Below are 19,282 nucleotides of genomic sequence, written 5' to 3'. Positions count from 1 at the left end.
GGTCCTTCCTAGATCGCGTCGAACAGGCTGAGCGAGGAAACCCGGGCGAAGCTGGCCTGGCTTGCTTCGAGCGCGGTGAGTGTCTGCTGGAGGCGCACGATGGTGTCCGACAGGTCGGTATCGCCGACCTCGGAGCGCTGTTCCGCCACGTTGACCGCACGGTTCTGCTGGTCGAGCTGGATCGCATCGACCCAAGCGATCCTCGTGCCGAGCACGGTCTGGCTGCGGCTCGCAGCATCAAGCCCGGCATCGATCCCCGACAGGGCGTCGCTGGCGGCCTGGGCGGGATCGGCGGCGCCGCCGCGCAAGGCGAGCGCCAGGGCGGAGATCACCGCAAAGGCGCTGGACGGCGTGCCATTATCGTCAAATTCGAATACCTGTGCGCCGGTCACCCCGCGCTCGATCTCGGTGCCCGGCGCAACCGGGACCGCGCCATTGCTACCATTGCCGGCATAGGTCACCGCGCCGTTCGTATCGCGCACGAAAGCGGGCCCGGCAGCAGTGCCCGCAAAGAGGGGCGCCCCGGTGATCGAGGTGGCATTGCCGCGGGCGAACAATTCCTCGGCCATCTGTTCCAGTTCGAGCGCGATCGCCTCGCGCCCGCGCTCGCCGGCGGTCTCGCTCGCCGCTGCCACGGCGAGTTCGCGGGCGCGCTGGAGCAGCGAGACCACCCCTTCGATCTGTTCGGACGCGGCGCGCAGGTCCTGGCCGAGCCGCGCCGCGTTCTCTTCCTCGGTCTCGCCGCGCACGGTGAGCCGGTCGAGCGCGCGCAAACGCGCCGCAGCGACCGGGTCGTCCGATCCGCGAGTCAGCCGCGTGCCGGTGGCGATCTGGGTCTGGTAACGTTCGAGCGCCTCGCGCAGGGACCCCATCTGGCCGAGCGAGCGATCGAAGAAGGCCCCTGTCGATGATCCGACGAAGACCATCAGCGCAGCCCCAAGATCGTATCGAACAGTTCGGTCGCGACCTGGATCACGCGGCTATTGGCCTCGAAAGCCTGTTGCAAGCGCACCAGGCTCGCCGCCTCGGTGTCAAGATCGACGCCGGTTTCGGCGAATAGCGCGCTCTCGGCGCTCTGCTTGATGATCGCGAGCCCGTCGCTTGTGGTCGCGAGACCGGCGATCTTGCTCGACAGCGACAGGAGCGTGCGATCGGTCGACACGATCGGTCCGTCATCGGCGCCCAGCGCGGCGATCAGATTGCCGAGATTGGCGGTGTCGCGGCTGCCCGCGGGCGACCCGGCAGGCGCGAGCGCGAGGCCCGATCCGTCGGCGAGCACCATGCGGATCGAGCCGGCATCGCTACCGGAAAACAGCGGCTGCCCGCCCGATCCGTCGAGCGCGCTGCCGACGGCTTGCGCGGCATTGGCACGCGCAATCGTCTGCGCTGCTATGTCATCCAGGTCGGCCTGCCGCACGGAAATATCGGCGAGCGCATTGGCGATTCCCGCCATCTGCCCGCTATTCGCGACAAAATCCACGCCATTGGCATTGAGCGTGACCGCCCCCCCGCTTTCGTTGGCGGTCAGCATGCTGAAACCGGAACCCGATACCAACAGCACGCCGGCTTCCCCGGCTGGGGCGGGATTGGAAAGGATGCGAACTTCGGCAGAGCCGAAGGCGTCGAGCGTCACGTCGATCCCCACCTGGTCGGCCAGGTCGCGCAAGGCAGCGTCGCGCGCATCGAGCAGCGCCGCGCGCCCCGCAGTGCCTTCGTGCGCACTCACCAGTTCGACATTGACCCGCGCCAGTTCGCTCGCGAGCCCGTTGATCGTGTCTGCGCCGGTGGCGAGCTGCGCAGCGGCAAGGTCGCGGGTGTTTGCCAAGGCGAAATCGGCCGACTGAAAGCTTTGCGCCAATTGCCGCGCGGTTTCGAGTGCGCCGGTGCGCAAGGCGGGGTCGGTGGGGTCGCTTTCGAGCAGGGTGAGCGCGGCCTCGAACCCGACCAGCCCTTCGTAGATGCGGGTCTGTTCGAGCGCGGTCTCGACCCCGCGCAAGGCTCCCAGCTCGCTTTCGGCACGGGCTAGGTCGGACATGCTCGCGCGCACCTGGCGCTGGGCGAAATCGTTGCCGATCCGTTCGGTCCCTTCGACCAGCACGCCGTTCAACGTGCTACGCGCCTGGAACTGCACATTGGCGGTGCCGACATGCTCGGCCTGCCCCAGCCGCCGCCGCGAGTAATCGGGATTGCTGGCATTGGCGATATTCTGCGCGGTCAGTTCTAGGTCCGCGCGTGCCGCTGCCGCTCCGGTGCGGGCGATGGTGATGAGGCTCGTCGGCATTACCCGTCTGCCTTGCCATCAACAAATTTCGCAAGCTGTTCCTCGATACTGCGTGCAAACCCCAAGGCTCCGCTATTCGCGGCGATGTCGGCGAACTGCTCGTCGCGCATTTGCTGGAACTGGCCGAGCCCGCCGCCTGTCAGGGGCGTGTCCTCGGACTGGTGCGCAGAGCGCGCGCTTGCGAGCAGTTTGCGCACCATTATCGCCTCGAAGCCCTCGGCCGCTTCGCGCAGTGCGCGCCGCTCGGGCGACAGCTCGCCTGCGGATGAAGCGCCCGCTAGCGGGGAGGCGGGGCCGATCACAGCACCACCATTTCGGCTTGCAACGCCCCGGCCTGCTTGAGGCTTTCGAGAATCACCACGAGGTCGGCCGCGCCGACCCCGAGCAGGTTGAGCGCATCGACGATCTCGGAAAGGTTCACCGCACCCGGCATCAACGCGACCCGGCTTTCGGCCTCGGCGACGCTGATCTCGCTCGATTGCTCGACCGCGATCTCGCCATTGGCAAAGGGTTCGGGCTGAACGACGCGCGGGGCCTCGTCGATCCGGATCACCAGCTTGCCATGGCTGATCGCGGCGGGCGACAACCGCACCGCCTGGTTGATCACCACGGTGCCGGTGCGACTGTTGACGATCACCCGCGCGGCGACCGGGGCGGGCGTGACGGCGAGCATCTCGATCTCGGCGAGCACAGCGGCGCGGGCATCGCGGCCATGCGGCAGGGCAAGCTCGATGCTGACACCGTCGGCAATCCGCGCCATGCCCGGGAAGCGGGTGTTGACCGCATCGCGCACCCGCGCGGCGGTGAGGAAATCGGCCTGGTGCAGGTTGAAACGCAGATGCGATTGCTGGTCGAAGCCGGTTGCGACCGCGCGTTCGACGCTCGCGCCCTCGGCGATCCGGCCGACCGTGGTGACGTTGACGCTGAGCTGCGAACCGTCGCGGCCCGACACCCCGAGCCCGCCAACTGCGATATTGCCCTGCGCCATGGCGTAGATCTCGCCATCGGCGCCATAGAGCGGGGTGAGCACCAGCGCGCCGCCGCGCAGGGACCGTGCCTGTCCCAACGTCGAGACGGTGATGTCGATCCGCTGGCCGGGCTTGGCGAAGGCGGGCAATTCGGCGGTGATGATGACCGCGGCGGCATTGCGCAGATTGGGGGTGACCCCGGGCGGCAATTGCAGCCCGAGACGGCCCGACACGCCGCGCATTGCCTCGGTCACGTATTCGAGATTGTCATCGCCTGTGCCTTGCAGGCCGACAACGACGCCATAGCCGGTGAGCTGGTTAGCGCGCAGCCCTTCGAACTGGCCGAGATCGCGGATCCTCTCGGCCGAGGCCGTGGCGGGTGCGAAGGCGGTGAACAAAGCGGCCAGCGCGGCGACAAGGGCAAGCGTCCGGCTCACAGCGGCGACACCGCGTTGAAGAAGCGGCTAAGCCACCCTGGGCGCGAAGCCTGCTGGACCGCGCCCGACCCGGCATAGATGATCCGCGCATTGGCAACCCGCGATGACGGCAGGGTATTATCGGCATCGATATCGGCCAGCCGGATGCGACCGGCAAATTGCACCCATTCCTCTCCCTGGCTCAAAGACATCTGCTTTTCTCCGAGGACCTCGGCGGTCCCGTTTGGATGGATGGCCGCGATCGTCACCGCGACCGCTCCGGTCAGCTGGCTCTGCTGCGCGGCATTGCCTCCTCCTGTGAACGACCCCTGGCCGCTGGCATTAAGGGCGTTGGGGTTGAGAAAGGCGAGCGGACCCGCCGCCGGTGGCACCAGTCCGAACGCGCCGTCGCGGTTCGTCGCACCGCTGGTGCTCTTGGTTGTCGAGGTGCTTTCGACCAGCAGGATCGTGACCATGTCGCCGAGAGCGCGCGCCCTGTTGCCGACGAACAGGGGCGCATAGCTGCCGCCGACCTGGAAGATCGAGCCATTGCTTGCCATCTGCGCACCCGGGACCGCCTGAGCAGGCGCCGGGGGAGGCGGGGGCGCGGCGAAGCCCGCCTCACGCGAGGAGCCGGTGCCGAGGCAGGCGGCGAGCGCCAGCGGGGCAAGGGCGGAAAATACGATGCGTGCAGTTTTCATTGCCGGGCTCCGTTGGTCGATCACAGCGTCTGGTTGGCATTGCGCAGCATCTCATCGACCGCGCTCACCATCTTGGAATTGATCTCGTAGGCCCGCTGGGCCTCGATCATCTCGACCAGCTCCTCGACCACGTTGACATTCGATTGTTCGAGCATGCCCTGGCGGATATTGCCGCGCCCGGCCTGGCCCGCCTGGCCGCTATCGGCCGCGCCGCTGGCAGCGGTCTCGACGAGGAAGTTGTCGCCGATCGCGCGCAGGCCCGCCGGATTGACGAAACTCGCCACCTGCAACTGCCCGACCTGGATCGGCGCGGACTGGCCCTGCTGAGTGGCGCTGACCGTGCCGTCGGGGGCGATCGCGATGCTGCTCGTGCCTGCCGGGATCTGGATCGGCGGGGTCACCGAATAGCCTTGCGAGGTGACCAGCAGCCCCTCGGCCGAGCGGGTGAAATTGCCCGCGCGGGTATAGCCGGTCTGACCGCCTCCGGGCAGTTCCACCTGGAAGAAGCCGGGCCCGTCGAGCGCGACATCGAGCGTGTTGCCGGTCTGGTTGAGCGTGCCCTGCGATTCGATCCGGGTGGTCCCCTGGACCTGCACCCCGGTGCCGAGATTGAGCCCGACCGCATAGGCGGTCTGCCCTGTCGATTGCTGCCCGGCAACCCGCTGTTCCTGATAGGCGAGCGCGGCGAAATCGGCCCGGTCGCGCTTGAAGCCGGTGGTGCCAATATTGGCAAGGTTGTTGGCGATGACGCGCATTCGCGCGTCCTGCGCTTCGAGCCCGGTTCGGGCGACGTGAAGGGCGCTGTTGGGCATGGATCAGGTTCCTTTCGGGTGGAATTCGGGAACGGGCGCGCGCATCAGCCCATGCCCATCAGGCGGCTGGCGGCCTCGTCGATCTCGCCGGCGGTCTGGATGATCTTGGCGCGCTGTTCGAAGGCGCGCTGGGCATCGATCATCTGGACCAGCGTCTCGGCGGTCTGGACATTGGATTGCTCGAGCGCGCCGGTCGTGACCTGAGCGGTGGGGTCGATCGGCAGCGCGCCGCCGCCGGGCACTTGCAGGAAGCTGTCGATGCCCTTCACAAGCTGGCTGCCTTCGGGCGAGACCAGCTTGATCTTGTCGAGCGCCTGGGCGGGCGCATCGGGCGCTGCCGGGTCACTGGCGAGCACGGTGCCGTCCTCAGCGATGGCGATGCGGAAACCCGCGGGCACGGTGACCGGCGCGCCGCTTTCGCCGAGAACGGCAAGCCCCTCGCCGTTTTCCATGAGCCCGGTGGCCGAGACACTCAGATCGCCGCGACGCGAATAGATCTCCGCACCTCCTGGCGATTGGTAGGCGATCAGCGTGTCGCCCTGCGCAGCGATATCGAGCGGCTGGCCGGTGGCATTGACACGTCCCGCCGCCATGTCCGCCCCGCGCACCGAACCGCGTGCCATCGCCCGCGCCTCGATCGAGCCGTCGCGCAGCGTCGCCGGCTTGACCGCGAACACTTCCTGCCGAAACCCCGGGGTCGAGGCATTGGCGAGATTGTTGGCGATCGCGCGCTGGCGGTCCATCGCGGCGTTCATGCTCGACAAAGCGGTGTAGATCATGCGGTCCATGGCTCAGCCTGCCTGTTCGCGATTAGCGCTGGAGGTTGAGCACGGTCTGCGAGATCGCCGTGGCGGTATCGATCGCGCGAGCATTGGCCTGGAAATTGCGCTGCGCGGTCAGCAGCGAGACCATCTCTTCGGCAAGGTCGACATTCGATCGTTCGAGCGCGCCCGAGAAGATACCGCCGTAATTGCCGATTCCCGGCTGGCCGTAATTGGGCTGCCCTGATGCGGCGGTGTTTTCCCACTTGGTCTGTCCGATCGGGCGCAATCCGCCATTCGATGCGAAGGAGGCGAGCGCGAGCTGCGCGACCGCTTCGTTCGAGCCGTCGGCATAGGTGGCCGAGAGGATCCCTTGCGAATTGATCGACACGCTCGAGAGCGCGAAGCCTGCGCCATTGGTGATCGGCACAACGACATTGCCCGGAGTGGTCGACGTCGGGTTGCCGTTCGCATCGACCGGAAAGGCCTGCACGAGCTCGCCGAACGCATCCTGCAATTCGCCGGTCGCGACCAGCTGGAGATTGCCGTTGCGGGTGAAGGTGATGTCGCCCGAAACCGGGTTGGCGGTGGCGATGAAACCGTCGCCATTGATCGCGATGTCGAGGACGCGGCCGGTCTGTTCGAGCTGGCCGAGACCGAAATCCTGGCTGACCGAGGACACGGTCGCCCCGATGCCCGGCGTGCGTCGCGGATCGGTGCTGCCGCCGGTGGCGACGAGGTCGGCGAACTGCGCGTTCGATTTCTTGAATCCGGCGGTCTCGGCATTGGCGATGTTGTTCGAGATGACGCGCAGGTCGTTCTCGGCATTGCGCATGCCGGAAAGCGAGGTGAAGAAGGACATGGGGTGTTTCCTTTCGTGTGCGAAACTTCGGGGCGGCTCAGGTCGTGGCCGGATTTTCGGGTGTCGCGCCGGTCGCGGCTGCGGCGGCTGCGGCGGCTTCGGAGGCGGCAGCAGCGGCTGCGGCGGCGCGTTCCTGCGCCTCGATCAGCGCGTCGAGCTTGGCCGAGATCTCTGACAAGGTGGCGCGCGAGGCGGTGCCGTTCTCGAGGCTGGAAAACTGCGCGAGCTGGGCAAGCATCTCGTCATTGCTCTGCGGCTCCATCGGGTCCTGGTTTGCAAGCTGGGCGGTCATCAGCCGCAGGAAATCGGTCGAATCGAGCCTTGCCGCCGCGCTTTCGCGGACAATCGATCCCGGCGCGTTGAGCGCATCGATCGCGCTCTGGGCGCTCGGCGGGGTGGTCGCGGGCGTGGTGGCGGAAACGGTCATCGTCAATTGCTCCTCAGGGTTTCGAGCATCAGCTGCTTGGCGGTCTGGAGCGCCTGGACCATGTTCTGGTACTGACGCGCGCTTTCCATGATCTCGACCATCTCGGCGCTCTCATCGACGGGCGCCTCGAAGATATGGCCGGTCGCATCGGCGAGCGGATGATCGGGGTCGTAGCGCTTGGTCGGAGCAGTCTCGGAGCGCACCAGTCCATCGCTGCGCACGCTGGTCAGGCCGCTCGCCCGGTCGAGCTCTGCGGCGAACACCGCGCGGATCGGGCGGTAGGCGCCCTCCTCGCTCGAAGCGATCGAACCGGCATTGGCGAGGTTCGATGTCGCCGCGTTCATTCGCACCATCTGGGCGGACATCGCCTCCCCGGTCATCGAGAAGATCGTCATAGGGGCGCGGTCAGCCATCGATCATTCCCCCTTGAGCGCGCGGGTGATGGTGTTGACCTTGCCCTGCACGAAGCTGAGCGTTGCCGAATAGGCGAGCGCGTTTTCGGCAAAGGCGACCTGTTCGCGGCCAAGCTCGACCGTGTTGCCATCGAGGCTGGGCATGGTCGGGCGGCGATAGAGCAGATCGGGGGTGGCGGGCGCGGCGGGCGCGCCGCTGGCCTCAGCGAGCCGGGCATCGAGCGCAGCGCCGAAATCGATGTCGCGCGCCTTGTATCCCGGGGTCGCGGCATTGGCGATGTTCGAGGCGATCACGCCCATGCGCTGCGAGCGCAATTCGAGGGCAGCGCCATGTATGCCGAAAATCGTCTCGTTCACGTCACGCTCCTTCTTGCTGGCGCGCGGCCCGATGGATGGGTCCGGCAGCGGCAATGCAGCAAGCGTGCCAAAGTGCTTCGAACCCGCAAAAAACAGAGAGTGCGTAGGCCTTCGCCGGGAGCGAGGTCGCGCGACCGGCAAGTGCTTGCAGGCCGGCGGCAAACCCCTGCCCTGCCTCCCGGCGCCGGGCGCGCGGCAGCGTCCGCACAGCCGCGGGCCGCGCTTAAGCCTGGCGCGCAGGGGCCGTTCTTGGCTGGAGAGATGCAACGCACCACTCCCTCGCAACGAGCTCATCAGAAACCGTCATGATCACCCTTGCCGCCCTCCCCGCCTCGATCAGCGCTGCCGACCTGTTCGATAGCGGCGCGCTGGTGGTGGTGCTGGCGGGCACGCTCCTGGCAACGGTTGCGCGTTGCGGAAGGGGGGAATTGCGCGCGGCGGCCAAGGCGCTTCCCGCGCTGGTCAGGGCGCGCATCGATCGCGATGCCAACCAGGCGGCGCTGGCGCGCAATGCTGGCGCGATTGCCGCGCGCGGCCATCTGTGCGCCGAATCGCCGCCACCGCCCGACCCTACGCTGGCGCGCCTGGTCGACATCTATCTCGTCAGCGGCTCGCTCGAAGCGGTCCGCGTCCAGGCCCGCGCCGACCGCGCAGGCCGCGAGATCGCCCGCGCGCAGGCGGTCAGGGTGTTCGAATTTGCCGGAGAGCTCGCCCCGGTTTTCGGGTTGGTGGGCACCTTGTTTGCGATCACCCAGCTCGTGCCGGTGGCAGGAGCGAGCACCGCCGAGGTGACCATGGCCGCGGTCGCCACCGCGGTCCTGTCCTCGCTCTACGGGGTGCTGACCGCTCACCTGGTGTGCGTCCCGCTGGCGCGCGCGGTCGAAAGGCGGGGCGAGGACGAGGAAGAAACGCGCTGCGTGCTGATCGACCGGTTCGAGGCCATGCTCGAAACCGGACCCGCGCGGCCAGCACCGGGCCGGAGGGACGCGGCGTGACCCTGCCCTCTTCTCAAGGCTGGCAGCTGATACTTGCCGACCTGGCGCTGATCCTGTTCCTGGTGACACTTTCGGCGCTGGCCAGCGGTGCCAAGGTCACCCGCATCGATAGCGAGGAATCTGGCAGCGATCCGCATGTCGCGCCCGCCCAGGCGCTTTTCCGCGTGTCGGCAGACGGCCCTTCGCTCGAACAATGGCTGGCCGAGCGTCCGCGCGATCCAAGGGCCACCCTGACCGTCTTCGCGCGCCACGTGCCGGGCGAAAGGCCGGCCGCTATCGCGCAGGCCAGTGCGCTTGCCAGCCAGGGCGATGCGGCAGGTTACCGGGTCAGAGTGGTGTTGAGCGAAGGGCGGGCCAGCGATCTTCATGCCAGCCTCGCCTATGACGAAATGGCAGCGCGTTAATGCGCGACGATCCGATTGCGCCCCTGCTGCTTGGCCGCATAGAGCGCCTCGTCCGCACGGCGGAGCGCGGTGCGCGCATCGTCTGGACCGGCAATCTCGGCGATTCCGCCCGAGAATGTCACCTTGCCGAACGGCTTCCCGCTTTCGCGGTTGACCATGCGCTTGCGCGCCTGTTCACGTCGAATCGCGTCGAGCTTGCGCCAGGCGGTCTCCTTGTCGAACCCGAACAGCAGCACGGCAAATTCCTCGCCGCCATGGCGGGCGACGAAGCATTCGTCATTGGCGCTGCGGTTCAAGGTCCCCGCGATCGCGACCAGCACCCGGTCGCCTACATCGTGGCCGTGGGTGTCGTTGATCGCCTTGAAATGATCGACATCGCAAAAGGCGACACACAGCGGGGTGCCTTCGCGCACCGCGTCGCGGGTGGCCGCGTCGAGCCGGCGTTCGAAGGCGCGGCGATTGGGCAGGCGCGTGAGATGGTCGATATCGGCCTCGATGCGCGCCTTGGCGAGATCCGCGCGCAGGGCATCGGATTCGGCCTGGCTGCGCTCCATCGCCTTTTCGATCCCCTCGATCCGTTCGAGCATGGCCTTCGACAGCGCGATCACCTGGAACACCTCGGCCCCCGGGTCGCTGATCTTCTGGATCGTGGCATCGAGCGCACCGCGCTGTTCGAGAGTCTCGGTCGCTGCCGCCCGCGCGGTCGCGGCAAAGCGCATCATAGCATATTCCATCTTGTCCATCAGCACGTCGAGCTCGCTGATGCGTTCCCCGGTTTCCGGATCGAGCCGGATGACCGTGTTGATCCAGCGCTGGTCGACGGGGTCGCCCGAAAGCTCCCGCGCGGCAAACGCCTTTGCGAGCGCGGCATTGGCTCCCGACAGCGCGGTGCCGACCGCCGACAGATTGGTGCCGGTAATGTCGAGGTCGTGCCTGATCATGAACTCGGATATCTGCGCAAAAAGGTCGCTGCGCGCCTGTTGGGCGCGGCTGTCAGCCTTGGCTTCGGGCACCTTGGGTGGCGGGTCCATCTTCATCATCGGTCTCCAGAAAGCCAAATGCGGCAATCGACCTATGGCCGCAGGCTTAATTCCGCGCTGCCCGCGCACCACGGGCTTTTGCGGAGGGCGGGCGCGGCCCGCACGGCTCGGAAAATTGGCACGCGGCTTGCACCGTTTGTTGGCAACGACAACCGGACAATATCGCAGGAGCCGACCAGATGACCCCGACCGAACTGACCAGCAGCCGAGAATCGCGCCTCCTTTTCATGGCCGCGCTACTCACGGTGATGCCGCTGATCGCGGCCGCAGCCTCTGCGCGCGAGGGCGGTGACAGCCGCTTCACCGATCCGGCCGCCATCGACGATGCGGTGACCAGCTTTACCGGATCAGCGATAGGCTCAGTGGGCGGCGCTCGGGTGCCGGCCGATCGCCGGCTGAGACTAGCCGCCTGCGAAGGCCCGCTCGATGTCGCCTGGCATGGCCGCGCGCGCACCAGCGTCGCGGTCGCCTGTCCCGGGCCCGTTCCCTGGCGCATCTTCATCGCCACTCGCGCAGGTGAAGCCGGTCCCGCCGCTCGCCCGGAGATTGCGCGTGGCGACCCGATCACCGTGCAGTTGCGTGGGCGCGGGTTCAGCGTTCAGCAGACGGGGGAAGCGATGGAGCCGGGCCGCGTGGGCGAGTGGATCGCCGTGCGCACCGCGCGCGATGCCGCTCCCGTGCGCGCGCAGATCGAACGCCCCGGCCTCGTCATCATTCCCGCGCCGTGATCCCGGCAGCCGAGGAATTTTTCGGGCCGCCCCTTAATCCGCGTCCGACGCGACCGTTCAACGCTCTAGGAATGCACGCAGGAGACATATCATGCCCTCTGTCGAATTGAGCAAATTGCAGGCGGTGACAGGACCCCGGGCCCTGTCCGATACCGACCGCGCCGCTATCGAGGCGCGCGGTTCCAGGAACGCCGCGACCCCCGGCCAATCGGGCGCAGCGCCGGGCAGTGGGGTCTCGATCGAAGTCAGCCCAGAGCTCGACGTCAGTCGCGCCGCGGCAAGCCCTCCGGTCGACAAGGACCGCGTGGCCGAAATCCGCAACGCGCTCGAGGAAGGGCGCTTCCCGCTCGTCCCCGCGCAGATCGCCGATGCGATGATCGCCGCGCAGATCAGCTTCGGTATCCGCCGGTGAGCGGGGCAATCGCCGAAACCGGGCTGAGCGGCAATTTGCGGCAGATGATTGCCGTGCTCGAAGACGAACGGCAAGCGCTTGCCAGCCTCGATGCCGATGGCCTTTACGAAGCGAGCCACGCCAAGCAGAAGCTGTGCGACCAGCTGATGCCGTTCGGCAGCGAGGCGCTAGACCCCGAGGCCCGCGAACTTGCCGTAACCGCGCAGCGGCTCAACGATGTAAACCGACGGGTGCGCAACCTGCTTGCGGCCAATGTCGCCACCCGGCTCGAAGCGCTGGGTTCGGCGCAGCACACCTACCAGCCCGGCCAACCCGGCGGCCCGGGTGGCGCAGACAGCGCGGCCTTCGCCTGACGCCGGGCGCCGGGAAGCGGATTTGACCGCCGCTCCCGCACCTACGCACGAACTCGTAATCCGGCCCATCTGGCACGCTGCTTGCTGAACTTGTCTGCGGTGCACGCGCCGGCCCACGGGGGGACGGCGATCGCGGCACCGGCAAAATGACGAGGCAGGCTTCGTGAACCACCAATCGCTACCACAAGCAGCGCTCAGGACTGTGTTCGCCCAGGCCGCGCAACTGCATCAGGGCGCGCGCGGGGCCGACAGCATTGCCCGCCCGGCAGCAGCACGCCAGATCGCCCCCTCCGAAGGGGCAACGCGGGTCGAAGCCGCTATCGCCAGCGCCGCGCAGCAAACTTCGGTCGATTTCGGGTTCCTCGTCGCCCAGGCCCAGGTCGAATCCGCGATGAACCCCGATGCGCGCGCCCGGACATCCTCGGCAACCGGACTGTACCAGTTCATCGAGAGCACATGGCTGGGAACCATGCAACGCCACGGAGAGCGCTTCGGCCTCGGTGATGTCGCGGCCCGGATCGGCACCTCGCCATCGGGGAGCGCCCATGTCGCCGATCCGGTTGCGCGCGCCGAAATTCTTGCCCTGCGCTCCAATCCCGAGATCGCGGCGCTGATGGCGGCAGGGCTTGCAGAGGACAACCGCGCCCATCTTGCCCCGATCCTGGGCCGCCAGCCCGATCACGGCGAGCTTTACCTTGCTCATTTCCTCGGAGCGGGCGGCGCCGGGCGGTTCCTGTCCGAAATGCAGGCCGACCCCGATCAGAGCGCAGCGGCGCTGTTTCGCCGCCCGGCCGCGGCCAATCGCGCAATCTTCTACTCGCCGTCCGGCCGCGCGCGCAGCCTCGCCGAAGTGATGGGCCATCTCGACACAAAGCTTGCCCGCGCCGGAGCTGCCGCGCAGCCTGGCATGGTCCCTTCTCGCAGCCATGGCGCGCAGACCCCGCGCTACGAGGCCGCTTCGCTCGCTCCGCCGGGGACTCAGCGCGGCACGCCGCCGCCCTATCTCATCGCCGACGAACAGGTATTCGCCCCGCGCAATCCGCCCGAGATCACCGGCGGCAGCCGTGCAGGCAATCCTGCGCAGCGCCCCTCGATGTCGGGGCTGTTGGAAAGCACTTTCGGGGCCGGCGCTAGCATCGCTGCGCCGCTCGCCGCACCGGCTGTCGAGCGCGCCTATGCCCGGCTGAAGGCGCTCGGCCTGTGAGCAGCGCGCAGACCGGCCCGAATGCCTCCACCGGCTTGTGGATAGACCGTTTGCGCTCGGCACCCAGGGCGATCGCGCTTCCGGTGGGGATATTCGCCCTGTTCGTGCTGATGGTGCTGCCGATCCCGCCGCTGCTGCTCGACATGTTCTTCGTGCTCAATATCGCGATCGCGGTCGCAGTTCTGATGGTCGCGCTCAATGCGCGCGAACCGCTCGATTTCTCGTCCTTCCCCACGGTTCTTCTATTCGCGACGCTGCTCCGTCTCGCGCTCAATGTCGCCTCGACCCGGATCGTGCTGGTCAACGGCCACGAAGGCGGCGAGGCGGCGGGAGAGATCATCGCGAGCTTCGGCCAGTTTCTTGTCGGCGGCAATTTCGCGGTCGGCCTGTTCGTGTTCTCGATCCTGCTGATTATCAACATGATCGTGATCACCAAGGGCGCAGGCCGCGTATCCGAGGTTTCGGCGCGCTTCGTGCTCGATGCGCTGCCGGGCAAGCAGATGGCGATCGATGCCGATATCGCCGCCGGCCTGATCACAGCCGACGAAGCGCGCGAACGCCGCCGCAATGTCACCGTCGAGGCCGATTTCTACGGATCGATGGACGGTGCGAGCAAGTTCGTCAAAGGCGATGCGATCGCCGCGCTCTTGATCCTGGGCGTCAATATCATCGCCGGCTTCGCGCTCGGCATGATCAGCCACGGCCTGTCGGCGGGCGAGGCGGGCGAGCTGTACATCACCCTTGCCGTGGGCGATGCGCTGGTCGCGCAAGTGCCCGGCCTGCTGCTTTCCATCGCCGCGGCCGCGATCGTGACCCGGGTCGCCGACACGCGCGATCTCACCGGCCAGATCGGCGGGCAGTTTTCCGACCCGCGCGGCTGGCTTCCGGTCGCAGCGATCCTGGCGGCAATCGGAATGGTCCCGGCCATGCCCCAGCTGATCTTCTTCCCCGCAGCCGCGATTGCGGGCGCGATCTGGTGGCGGATGAAACAACGCAGCCTCGTCCCCGAAAGCGAACCAGAAGCGCCCGAGGAAGTCCCGCCCGACCGCATCGACATCGCCGATGTTTCGGACCAGACGCTGGTGACGATCGAGCTCGGCTATGGTCTCGTCCATCTCGTCGACGAAGCGAAGGGCGCGCCGCTGCTGACCCGCATCACCGGGATTCGAAAGCAATTGTCGCGCGACCTCGGTTTCGTCCTGCCGCAGTTCAGGATCCGCGATTCGCTCGACGCGCGCGCCGATGAATACCGGGTGCTTATGGGCGGACTGGCTGTGGCGCAGGGCCAGGTGCGCTCGGCGCAATTGCTCGCCATCGACACCGGCGAAGTGCGCACCGGCCACGGCGTGGCCGGGATCGCGACGCGCGATCCGAGCTTCGATTGCCCGGCGCTGTGGGTTGAGCCTGCATCGCGCGACCATGCCGTGGCGGAAGGGTTCATGGTGGTCGATCCGGCCACGGTGGTCGCGACCCATGCCAACCAGGCACTGGTCGCCCAGAGCCACAACCTGCTCGGTCCCGAAGAAGTGCGCGCGCTGATCGACGACCTCAAGGAACGCGCACCCGCGCTGATCGAAGCGGTTCATCCCGAACCGCTCGGCCTCGCCGCGCTGACGCGAATCCTGCGCGCCCTGATCGCCGACGGGATCGCGATCGCCCATCCCCAGCCGCTGTTCACCAGTCTCGCGCTCGCGCTGCAATCGCAGCAGGAATTCGACGCCATCGTCGACGCCGTGCGCAGCGACCTGGGCGCGCGGCTGGTGGCACGCATTTGCGAGCCTGGCGAAAGGCTCAAGGTCGCGACCCTCGATGCCGGACTTGAAAGCGCGATCCTGGGTTCGATGATCGATCCGGCCAGCGGTCAGCCGCTGATCGAACCCGATTGCGGCGCGATGATTGCGGAGCGGATCACTGCAATGATCGCCGAGAGCCGCGGCCCGATCGCGCTGATCGTCCAGCCGCCCGCGCGCCGCGCGCTCGCCGGCCTCCTGCGCCAGCGCGCGAGCCAGTGCCAGGTGCTGTCGATCAACGAATTGCCCGCAACCCAGCCGGTCGAGGTGATCGGCGTGATCGGTGCCGATGAAAACCGCCAGATCGAGGAGGCACGCGCCGCGTGAAACACGATCCATCCAGCTTCGCAGGCGCCAAAGCCTATCACAGCGCCACCCGCGAGGAGGTGGAGGACCGCGTCCGCCGCTTCCTCCCGATGGTCCGACGCGCCGCCTGGCACATTTACGGCACGGGCCGCGAAGGCCACGAGGTCGAGGACCTCATCCAGGCGGGCATCCTTGCCCTGACCGAATGCGCCCAGCGCCATAACGGCCCGACCGAGGACGGCTTTGCCGCCTATGCCAAGATCCGCGTGCGCGGGGCAATGCTCGACCAGGTGCGCAAGCTGATGAACGACACCCGCACCGCGCGGCGCAAGCGCGCTCGCTATTCGGAAGTCGTCGAACGCGTTCGCGGCGAGACCGGGGTCGAGCCGACCGCAGCCCAGATCGCCGCCGAACTCGGCGTGAGCGATGCCGAGCTGATCGAGATCGAGAGCTCGGGCGTGTCAGTCACCTCGATCGCCGAGGAATATGACGAAAATTCGGTCGCCTTCGCCAGCGAGGACCCCGACCCGTTCGAGGTGCTGTGTGGCCAGGAGGACCGCGAGCGGCTCGTGGCGGCGATGTCCGAATTGCCCGATCGGCTCAAGCTGGTCCTGCAATTGTTCTTCGTCGAGGAACTGAACCTCACCGAGATCGCCGCGGTGATCGAAGTGAGCGTGCCGCGTGTTCACCAGCTGCGCGCCAAGGCGCTGAAGGACTTGCGCAAGGCGCTCGAACGCGACGCCGCGTGAGGCGAAGTCTCGTGCAGGCGTCCCTTGGGGTTCAGTCCGCCTCCCACCAATAGGGCTGGCGCCGGGAGGTGCCGGTAATGGTCTCGTTCATCGTCGCCGCATCGTAGAGCCTGCCACCGATCATCACCTTCGCGATATCGTCGGAATTCATGATGTCCACGCTCGGATCGGCGGTGAGTATGACCAGGTCGGCGAGCTTCCCGACCTCGAGACTGCCGATATCGTCGGCCATTCCCAGCGACTGGGCGGGCACGATCGTTCCGGCGCGCAGCGCCTGAGCCGCGCTCATCCCGCCGCGGGCAAAGCTCCACAATTCCCAATGCGCATCAATGCCCGCCTGCTGGCCGTGGGCGCCGATCGAGACCAGCACGCCGCGCTCGGCGAGCTTCTTCGCCTCGCGCGCGGCATTGTCGTCGACAAAGGCCCAGTCGGGCGCGGTGGTGCGGCGCCCGGTATCGGCAAGCAGCATGCGCGGCGGGGTGTGGACGAGCAGCGGGTGTTCCCACCAATCCATCGCCTGGCGCCAGTATGGATCGCCCGCAAGCCCGCCATAGGTGACAGTCAGCGTCGGCGTGTAGTTCGAGTTCGACTGGCTGAAGAATTGCAGCACGTCCTCGTAGAACACGTCGCCGGGCACGTTGTGCTCGATGGTCGAATTGCCGTCGGCGATCAGGTTCATGTCCATCCCGAACAGCGAGCCGCCTTCGGCCACGACCAGCATGTTTTCCGCCGCCGCGGCGCGCGCGACCATCTGGCGCTGTTCGCGCCGGGGCTGGTTGTAATTCTTGACCGAAATCCCGCCCTGCGCGGCAATTCGCCGGACATGGGCGAGCGCGTCCTCGTAGCTGTCAATCCGGGCATAGACGCTCGCCGCCTTCGCGCCGTAGATGATCTCGCCGGTCGAGAAGATGCGCGGAGACAGGAGCAGCCCCGCACGCTGGCGTTCCGACGCGGCGAAGACCGTGCTGGCATCCGAGGACGGATTGTGGACCGTCGTCACGCCGAGCGCGAGAGCCTGGGTGAGCGTCCAGTTCTGCTGGGGGATGAAATCGCCGGTGCCGTATGGCCCGTGGGCGTGGGCATCGACGAGACCGGGCATGATCACCTGCCCGCTTGCATCGACCATCCGAGCGCCGGAGGGAACCGCGACTGCGTCTGCTGTGCCGATGGCGGTGATCCGGTCGCCGGTGATGACGATCACCCCGTTCTCGATAGCGCCGGTGCCCTCGCTTTGCGCGGCCATGGTCAGGATCCGGGCGCCGGTGATCACCGTGGTGCCCTCGGGCTTGGCGGCGCGCACGGTCATGGCCAGCGAGATGCCGTCCTCGGGCGGGGTGAAGCCTTCATCCTCACCGTTGTCGTCTTCCCCCTTGGGCGCATCGCGGAAGAAATCGGCGACCGAGGCGCGTTGCAGGCGCGGCCCGATCGACCAGAACACCGTCTCGCCGCCATTGGCCCAGCCGATATAGTCGGCACCACCCTCTGAGACCTTGGTGACCGGCAGCGCGCCGCCGCTTTCACTGACGCTGACAGCGCGCGCGCCGGGGATCAGCGGCATCGCGAACAGCTCGTAATTCTGGCGGAAGGCGAGCGTGCGGCCATCGGGCGCGACGCGGAAATCATTGGCCAGATCGCCCTTGACGTGGACCCTGCGATCCTCGCCATTGCGATCAGTCGAAACCAGCGCCAGCCCGCCACCTTCGCCCTGGGTCATGTAGACCCTGTCGCCGTCGGCGCCGAATTGCGGATTCGATCCCGAACGCGTCACCTGCACCATCGCCCCGCCCGAGGCCGGAACCATGTAGATGCCGGTATTGTCCGAATAGGCATCGGAAGTGAGATAGCCGCCCGATCGCTTTTCGAAGGCGATGTGGCGTCCATCCGGGGTCCAGGCGAGATCGGCGTAATGGCCGGGCGCCTCGGTGACGGTGCGCGCATTGGCACCATTGGCATCGGCGACCACGATCCGGCCGAGGCCTGCATCGGTCCATTCGACCCAGGCCAGCCTGCTGCCGTCGCGGCTGAAGGCGGGGAAGGCCTGGACGCTGTCGCCAGGCCCGGTCAGGGGACGCGGCGCATCGCGCCCGCGCGCGCTCTTGGTGTGGAGCCGCCCGAGGCTCTCGAACACGACGCGGCTGCCATCGGGCGACAGCGTCGCAAAGCGCGGCATCGAAGTGGTGAACCGATCGGGCGATACCTCGATCTGCGGGTGCGGCGCATCGGCGATTCCACGCGTGTCGTCGATATCGAAGGGAATCTGCGCGAAATTCGATCCGTCGCGGTCGATCCTGTTGAGCTTGCCCCCTGCCCAGAACACGATCGAACGGCTGTCGGGGGTCCAGTCCATGTTGGGATAGACCCCATAGACCGCCCAGGTTTCCTGCAGATCGAGATCGAGCGCGTCATGGATCATCCGCTCGCGCCCGCTGGCGATATCCTTGATCCAAAGCTGGCTGGTGTCGCGGTCGCGCCGGACGAAGGCGATCTCGCGCCCGTCGGGCGAAGGGGTGGGTCTGACCGCGCCGCCATATCCCGAAACCGCGGTGGTCACTTCGCCGGTATCGAGGTCGTGCCGCTCGATCGCGAAGATCCCGGCCTGCGAATCCTGCGCATAGATGAAGGTGTTACCCGGCGTAGTGTTGCGGGTATAATAGATCGCCTCGCCATCGGCAGAGAAAACCGGCTCGCCCAGCTCCTTCTGGATATCCTCGTTGGCGCGCTCGACAATCGGCACACCGCCGCCGCCCGAGACGTGGTACATCCAGATCTCGCCGGTGCCCGCGCTGCGCTGGGTGGTGAAATGCTTCTTGGCGATGATGAAGCGGCCATCGGGCGACCAGCCGGGCTGGTTAAGCAGCCGGAACTCTTCCTTCGTCACCTGCCGCATGTCCGACCCATCTGCGTTCATCACCCAGATATTGTCGCCCCCGCCCCGGTCCGAGGTGAAGGCGATGCGGCTGCCATCGGGCGAAAAGCGCGGCTGCACCTCCCAGGCGAGCCCTTCTGCGATCCGCGTCGGCGTGCCGCCGGTGATCGGCATGGTGTAAATGTCGCCGAGCATGGTGAAAGCGATGGTCTGCCCATCGGGCGACACGTCGACATCCATCCAGGTGCCTTCGTCGGTCTGGATCGGGACCTGTTCGATTGTCGCTCCGCGCGGCGCCTCGACGTTCCATTCCTCGTCTTCGCTCTCTTCGTCCTGCGCGATGGCGATCTGCGGCAAGGCCAGCATGGTGCCGGCGAGAAGGGTGGAGAGGATTGAGGGTTTGAAAGCGCGCATGATTGTCTCCCTGAACTGGCGCG

The 19,282-nt window shown here is 67.2% G+C and carries 21 protein-coding genes; 8 read left to right on the top strand and 13 right to left on the bottom strand.

The annotated features are described in order from the left end of the window. Nucleotides 1-8 precede the first annotated feature (8 nt). From ACKTSM_RS03320 to flgB, 11 genes are read right to left on the bottom strand one after another with little or no spacing between them, the layout of a single operon-like run. Nucleotides 9-926: a flagellar biosynthesis protein FlgL gene (locus ACKTSM_RS03320; protein ID WP_407875719.1), complete on the bottom strand. Its 918-nt coding sequence runs from the start codon at nucleotides 924-926 to the stop codon at nucleotides 9-11. Next, a complete protein-coding gene (gene flgK / locus ACKTSM_RS03315; protein ID WP_407875718.1) occupies nucleotides 926-2,281 on the bottom strand; it encodes a flagellar hook-associated protein FlgK in 1,356 nt (451 codons plus the stop codon). The genes ACKTSM_RS03320 and flgK overlap by 1 nt, the downstream gene beginning before the upstream one ends. Further along, nucleotides 2,281-2,583: a rod-binding protein gene (locus ACKTSM_RS03310; RefSeq protein WP_407875717.1), complete on the bottom strand. Its 303-nt coding sequence runs from the start codon at nucleotides 2,581-2,583 to the stop codon at nucleotides 2,281-2,283. Before ACKTSM_RS03310 ends, flgK begins: the two co-directional genes overlap by 1 nt. Then, complete coding sequence (locus tag ACKTSM_RS03305; RefSeq protein WP_407875716.1) at nucleotides 2,580-3,686, bottom strand: flagellar basal body P-ring protein FlgI; 1,107 nt, start codon at nucleotides 3,684-3,686, stop codon at nucleotides 2,580-2,582. Before ACKTSM_RS03305 ends, ACKTSM_RS03310 begins: the two co-directional genes overlap by 4 nt. Further along, a complete protein-coding gene (locus ACKTSM_RS03300) occupies nucleotides 3,683-4,366 on the bottom strand; it encodes a flagellar basal body L-ring protein FlgH (RefSeq protein WP_407875715.1) in 684 nt (227 codons plus the stop codon). The genes ACKTSM_RS03305 and ACKTSM_RS03300 overlap by 4 nt, the downstream gene beginning before the upstream one ends. A 20-nt stretch (nucleotides 4,367-4,386) precedes the next feature. After that, a complete protein-coding gene (gene flgG, locus ACKTSM_RS03295; RefSeq protein ID WP_407875714.1) occupies nucleotides 4,387-5,178 on the bottom strand; it encodes a flagellar basal-body rod protein FlgG in 792 nt (263 codons plus the stop codon). A 44-nt stretch (nucleotides 5,179-5,222) separates the two neighbouring features. Next, nucleotides 5,223-5,966, bottom strand: a complete 744-nt coding sequence (locus ACKTSM_RS03290) for a flagellar basal body rod protein FlgF (protein ID WP_407875713.1) — start codon at nucleotides 5,964-5,966, stop codon at nucleotides 5,223-5,225. A gap of 22 nt (nucleotides 5,967-5,988) precedes the next feature. Continuing rightward, nucleotides 5,989-6,801, bottom strand: a complete 813-nt coding sequence (locus ACKTSM_RS03285; RefSeq protein ID WP_407875712.1) for a flagellar hook-basal body protein — start codon at nucleotides 6,799-6,801, stop codon at nucleotides 5,989-5,991. A gap of 37 nt (nucleotides 6,802-6,838) precedes the next feature. Further along, a complete protein-coding gene (locus ACKTSM_RS03280; RefSeq protein WP_407875711.1) occupies nucleotides 6,839-7,228 on the bottom strand; it encodes a flagellar hook assembly protein FlgD in 390 nt (129 codons plus the stop codon). 2 nt (nucleotides 7,229-7,230) lie between these two features. Beyond that, nucleotides 7,231-7,641 carry a flagellar basal body rod protein FlgC gene (gene flgC, locus ACKTSM_RS03275; RefSeq protein WP_407875710.1) on the bottom strand — a complete coding sequence of 137 codons (411 nt, stop codon included), beginning with the start codon at nucleotides 7,639-7,641 and terminating at the stop codon, nucleotides 7,231-7,233. A 3-nt stretch (nucleotides 7,642-7,644) separates the two neighbouring features. Then, nucleotides 7,645-7,998 carry a flagellar basal body rod protein FlgB gene (gene flgB / locus ACKTSM_RS03270; protein WP_407875709.1) on the bottom strand — a complete coding sequence of 118 codons (354 nt, stop codon included), beginning with the start codon at nucleotides 7,996-7,998 and terminating at the stop codon, nucleotides 7,645-7,647. A gap of 305 nt (nucleotides 7,999-8,303) precedes the next feature. Here flgB and ACKTSM_RS03265 point away from each other — a divergent pair, with 305 nt between their 5' ends. Together ACKTSM_RS03265 and ACKTSM_RS03260 are read left to right on the top strand one after the other, a co-directional pair. Then, nucleotides 8,304-8,993 (top strand): MotA/TolQ/ExbB proton channel family protein, encoded by a 690-nt coding sequence (locus ACKTSM_RS03265; protein ID WP_407875708.1) that lies wholly within the window; start codon nucleotides 8,304-8,306, stop codon nucleotides 8,991-8,993. Further along, nucleotides 8,990-9,397, top strand: a complete 408-nt coding sequence (locus ACKTSM_RS03260) for a hypothetical protein (protein WP_407875707.1) — start codon at nucleotides 8,990-8,992, stop codon at nucleotides 9,395-9,397. The genes ACKTSM_RS03265 and ACKTSM_RS03260 overlap by 4 nt, the downstream gene beginning before the upstream one ends. On the opposite strand, the gene ACKTSM_RS03255 is transcribed toward ACKTSM_RS03260, so the two are convergent. Next, nucleotides 9,394-10,437: a diguanylate cyclase domain-containing protein gene (locus ACKTSM_RS03255; RefSeq protein ID WP_407875706.1), complete on the bottom strand. Its 1,044-nt coding sequence runs from the start codon at nucleotides 10,435-10,437 to the stop codon at nucleotides 9,394-9,396. The two genes, ACKTSM_RS03260 and ACKTSM_RS03255, sit on opposite strands and share 4 nt — an antisense overlap. Nucleotides 10,438-10,616: 179 nt before the next feature. On the opposite strand from ACKTSM_RS03255, the gene ACKTSM_RS03250 reads away from it, so the two are divergent. The 6 genes from ACKTSM_RS03250 (at nucleotide 10,617) to ACKTSM_RS03225 (ending at nucleotide 15,979) form a co-directional block, all read left to right on the top strand. Then, nucleotides 10,617-11,165: a flagella basal body P-ring formation protein FlgA gene (locus tag ACKTSM_RS03250; protein WP_407875705.1), complete on the top strand. Its 549-nt coding sequence runs from the start codon at nucleotides 10,617-10,619 to the stop codon at nucleotides 11,163-11,165. Nucleotides 11,166-11,256: 91 nt separating this feature from the next. After that, nucleotides 11,257-11,577: a flagellar biosynthesis anti-sigma factor FlgM gene (gene flgM / locus ACKTSM_RS03245; protein ID WP_407875704.1), complete on the top strand. Its 321-nt coding sequence runs from the start codon at nucleotides 11,257-11,259 to the stop codon at nucleotides 11,575-11,577. Continuing rightward, nucleotides 11,574-11,930 carry a flagellar protein FlgN gene (locus tag ACKTSM_RS03240; protein WP_407875703.1) on the top strand — a complete coding sequence of 119 codons (357 nt, stop codon included), beginning with the start codon at nucleotides 11,574-11,576 and terminating at the stop codon, nucleotides 11,928-11,930. The genes flgM and ACKTSM_RS03240 overlap by 4 nt, the downstream gene beginning before the upstream one ends. 163 nt (nucleotides 11,931-12,093) lie before the next feature. Then, nucleotides 12,094-13,134, top strand: a complete 1,041-nt coding sequence (locus ACKTSM_RS03235; protein WP_407875702.1) for a transglycosylase SLT domain-containing protein — start codon at nucleotides 12,094-12,096, stop codon at nucleotides 13,132-13,134. 110 nt (nucleotides 13,135-13,244) lie between these two features. Next, nucleotides 13,245-15,251, top strand: a complete 2,007-nt coding sequence (locus tag ACKTSM_RS03230) for a flagellar biosynthesis protein FlhA (RefSeq protein ID WP_407876410.1) — start codon at nucleotides 13,245-13,247, stop codon at nucleotides 15,249-15,251. Beyond that, nucleotides 15,248-15,979: a sigma-70 family RNA polymerase sigma factor gene (locus ACKTSM_RS03225; RefSeq protein WP_407875701.1), complete on the top strand. Its 732-nt coding sequence runs from the start codon at nucleotides 15,248-15,250 to the stop codon at nucleotides 15,977-15,979. Before ACKTSM_RS03230 ends, ACKTSM_RS03225 begins: the two co-directional genes overlap by 4 nt. Before the next feature lie 31 nt (nucleotides 15,980-16,010). Here the strand turns inward: ACKTSM_RS03225 and ACKTSM_RS03220 are convergent, their stop codons facing one another. After that, nucleotides 16,011-19,259 (bottom strand): amidohydrolase family protein, encoded by a 3,249-nt coding sequence (locus tag ACKTSM_RS03220; protein ID WP_407875700.1) that lies wholly within the window; start codon nucleotides 19,257-19,259, stop codon nucleotides 16,011-16,013. Between the last annotated feature and the right edge of the window lie 23 nt (nucleotides 19,260-19,282).

The sequence above is a fragment of the Qipengyuania nanhaisediminis genome (assembly GCF_045862805.1).
Lineage (GTDB): Bacteria > Pseudomonadota > Alphaproteobacteria > Sphingomonadales > Sphingomonadaceae > Erythrobacter > Erythrobacter nanhaisediminis_A.
The sequence above is the reverse complement of the archived record's forward strand: the minus strand, read 5'-3'. Positions and strand labels throughout refer to the sequence as shown.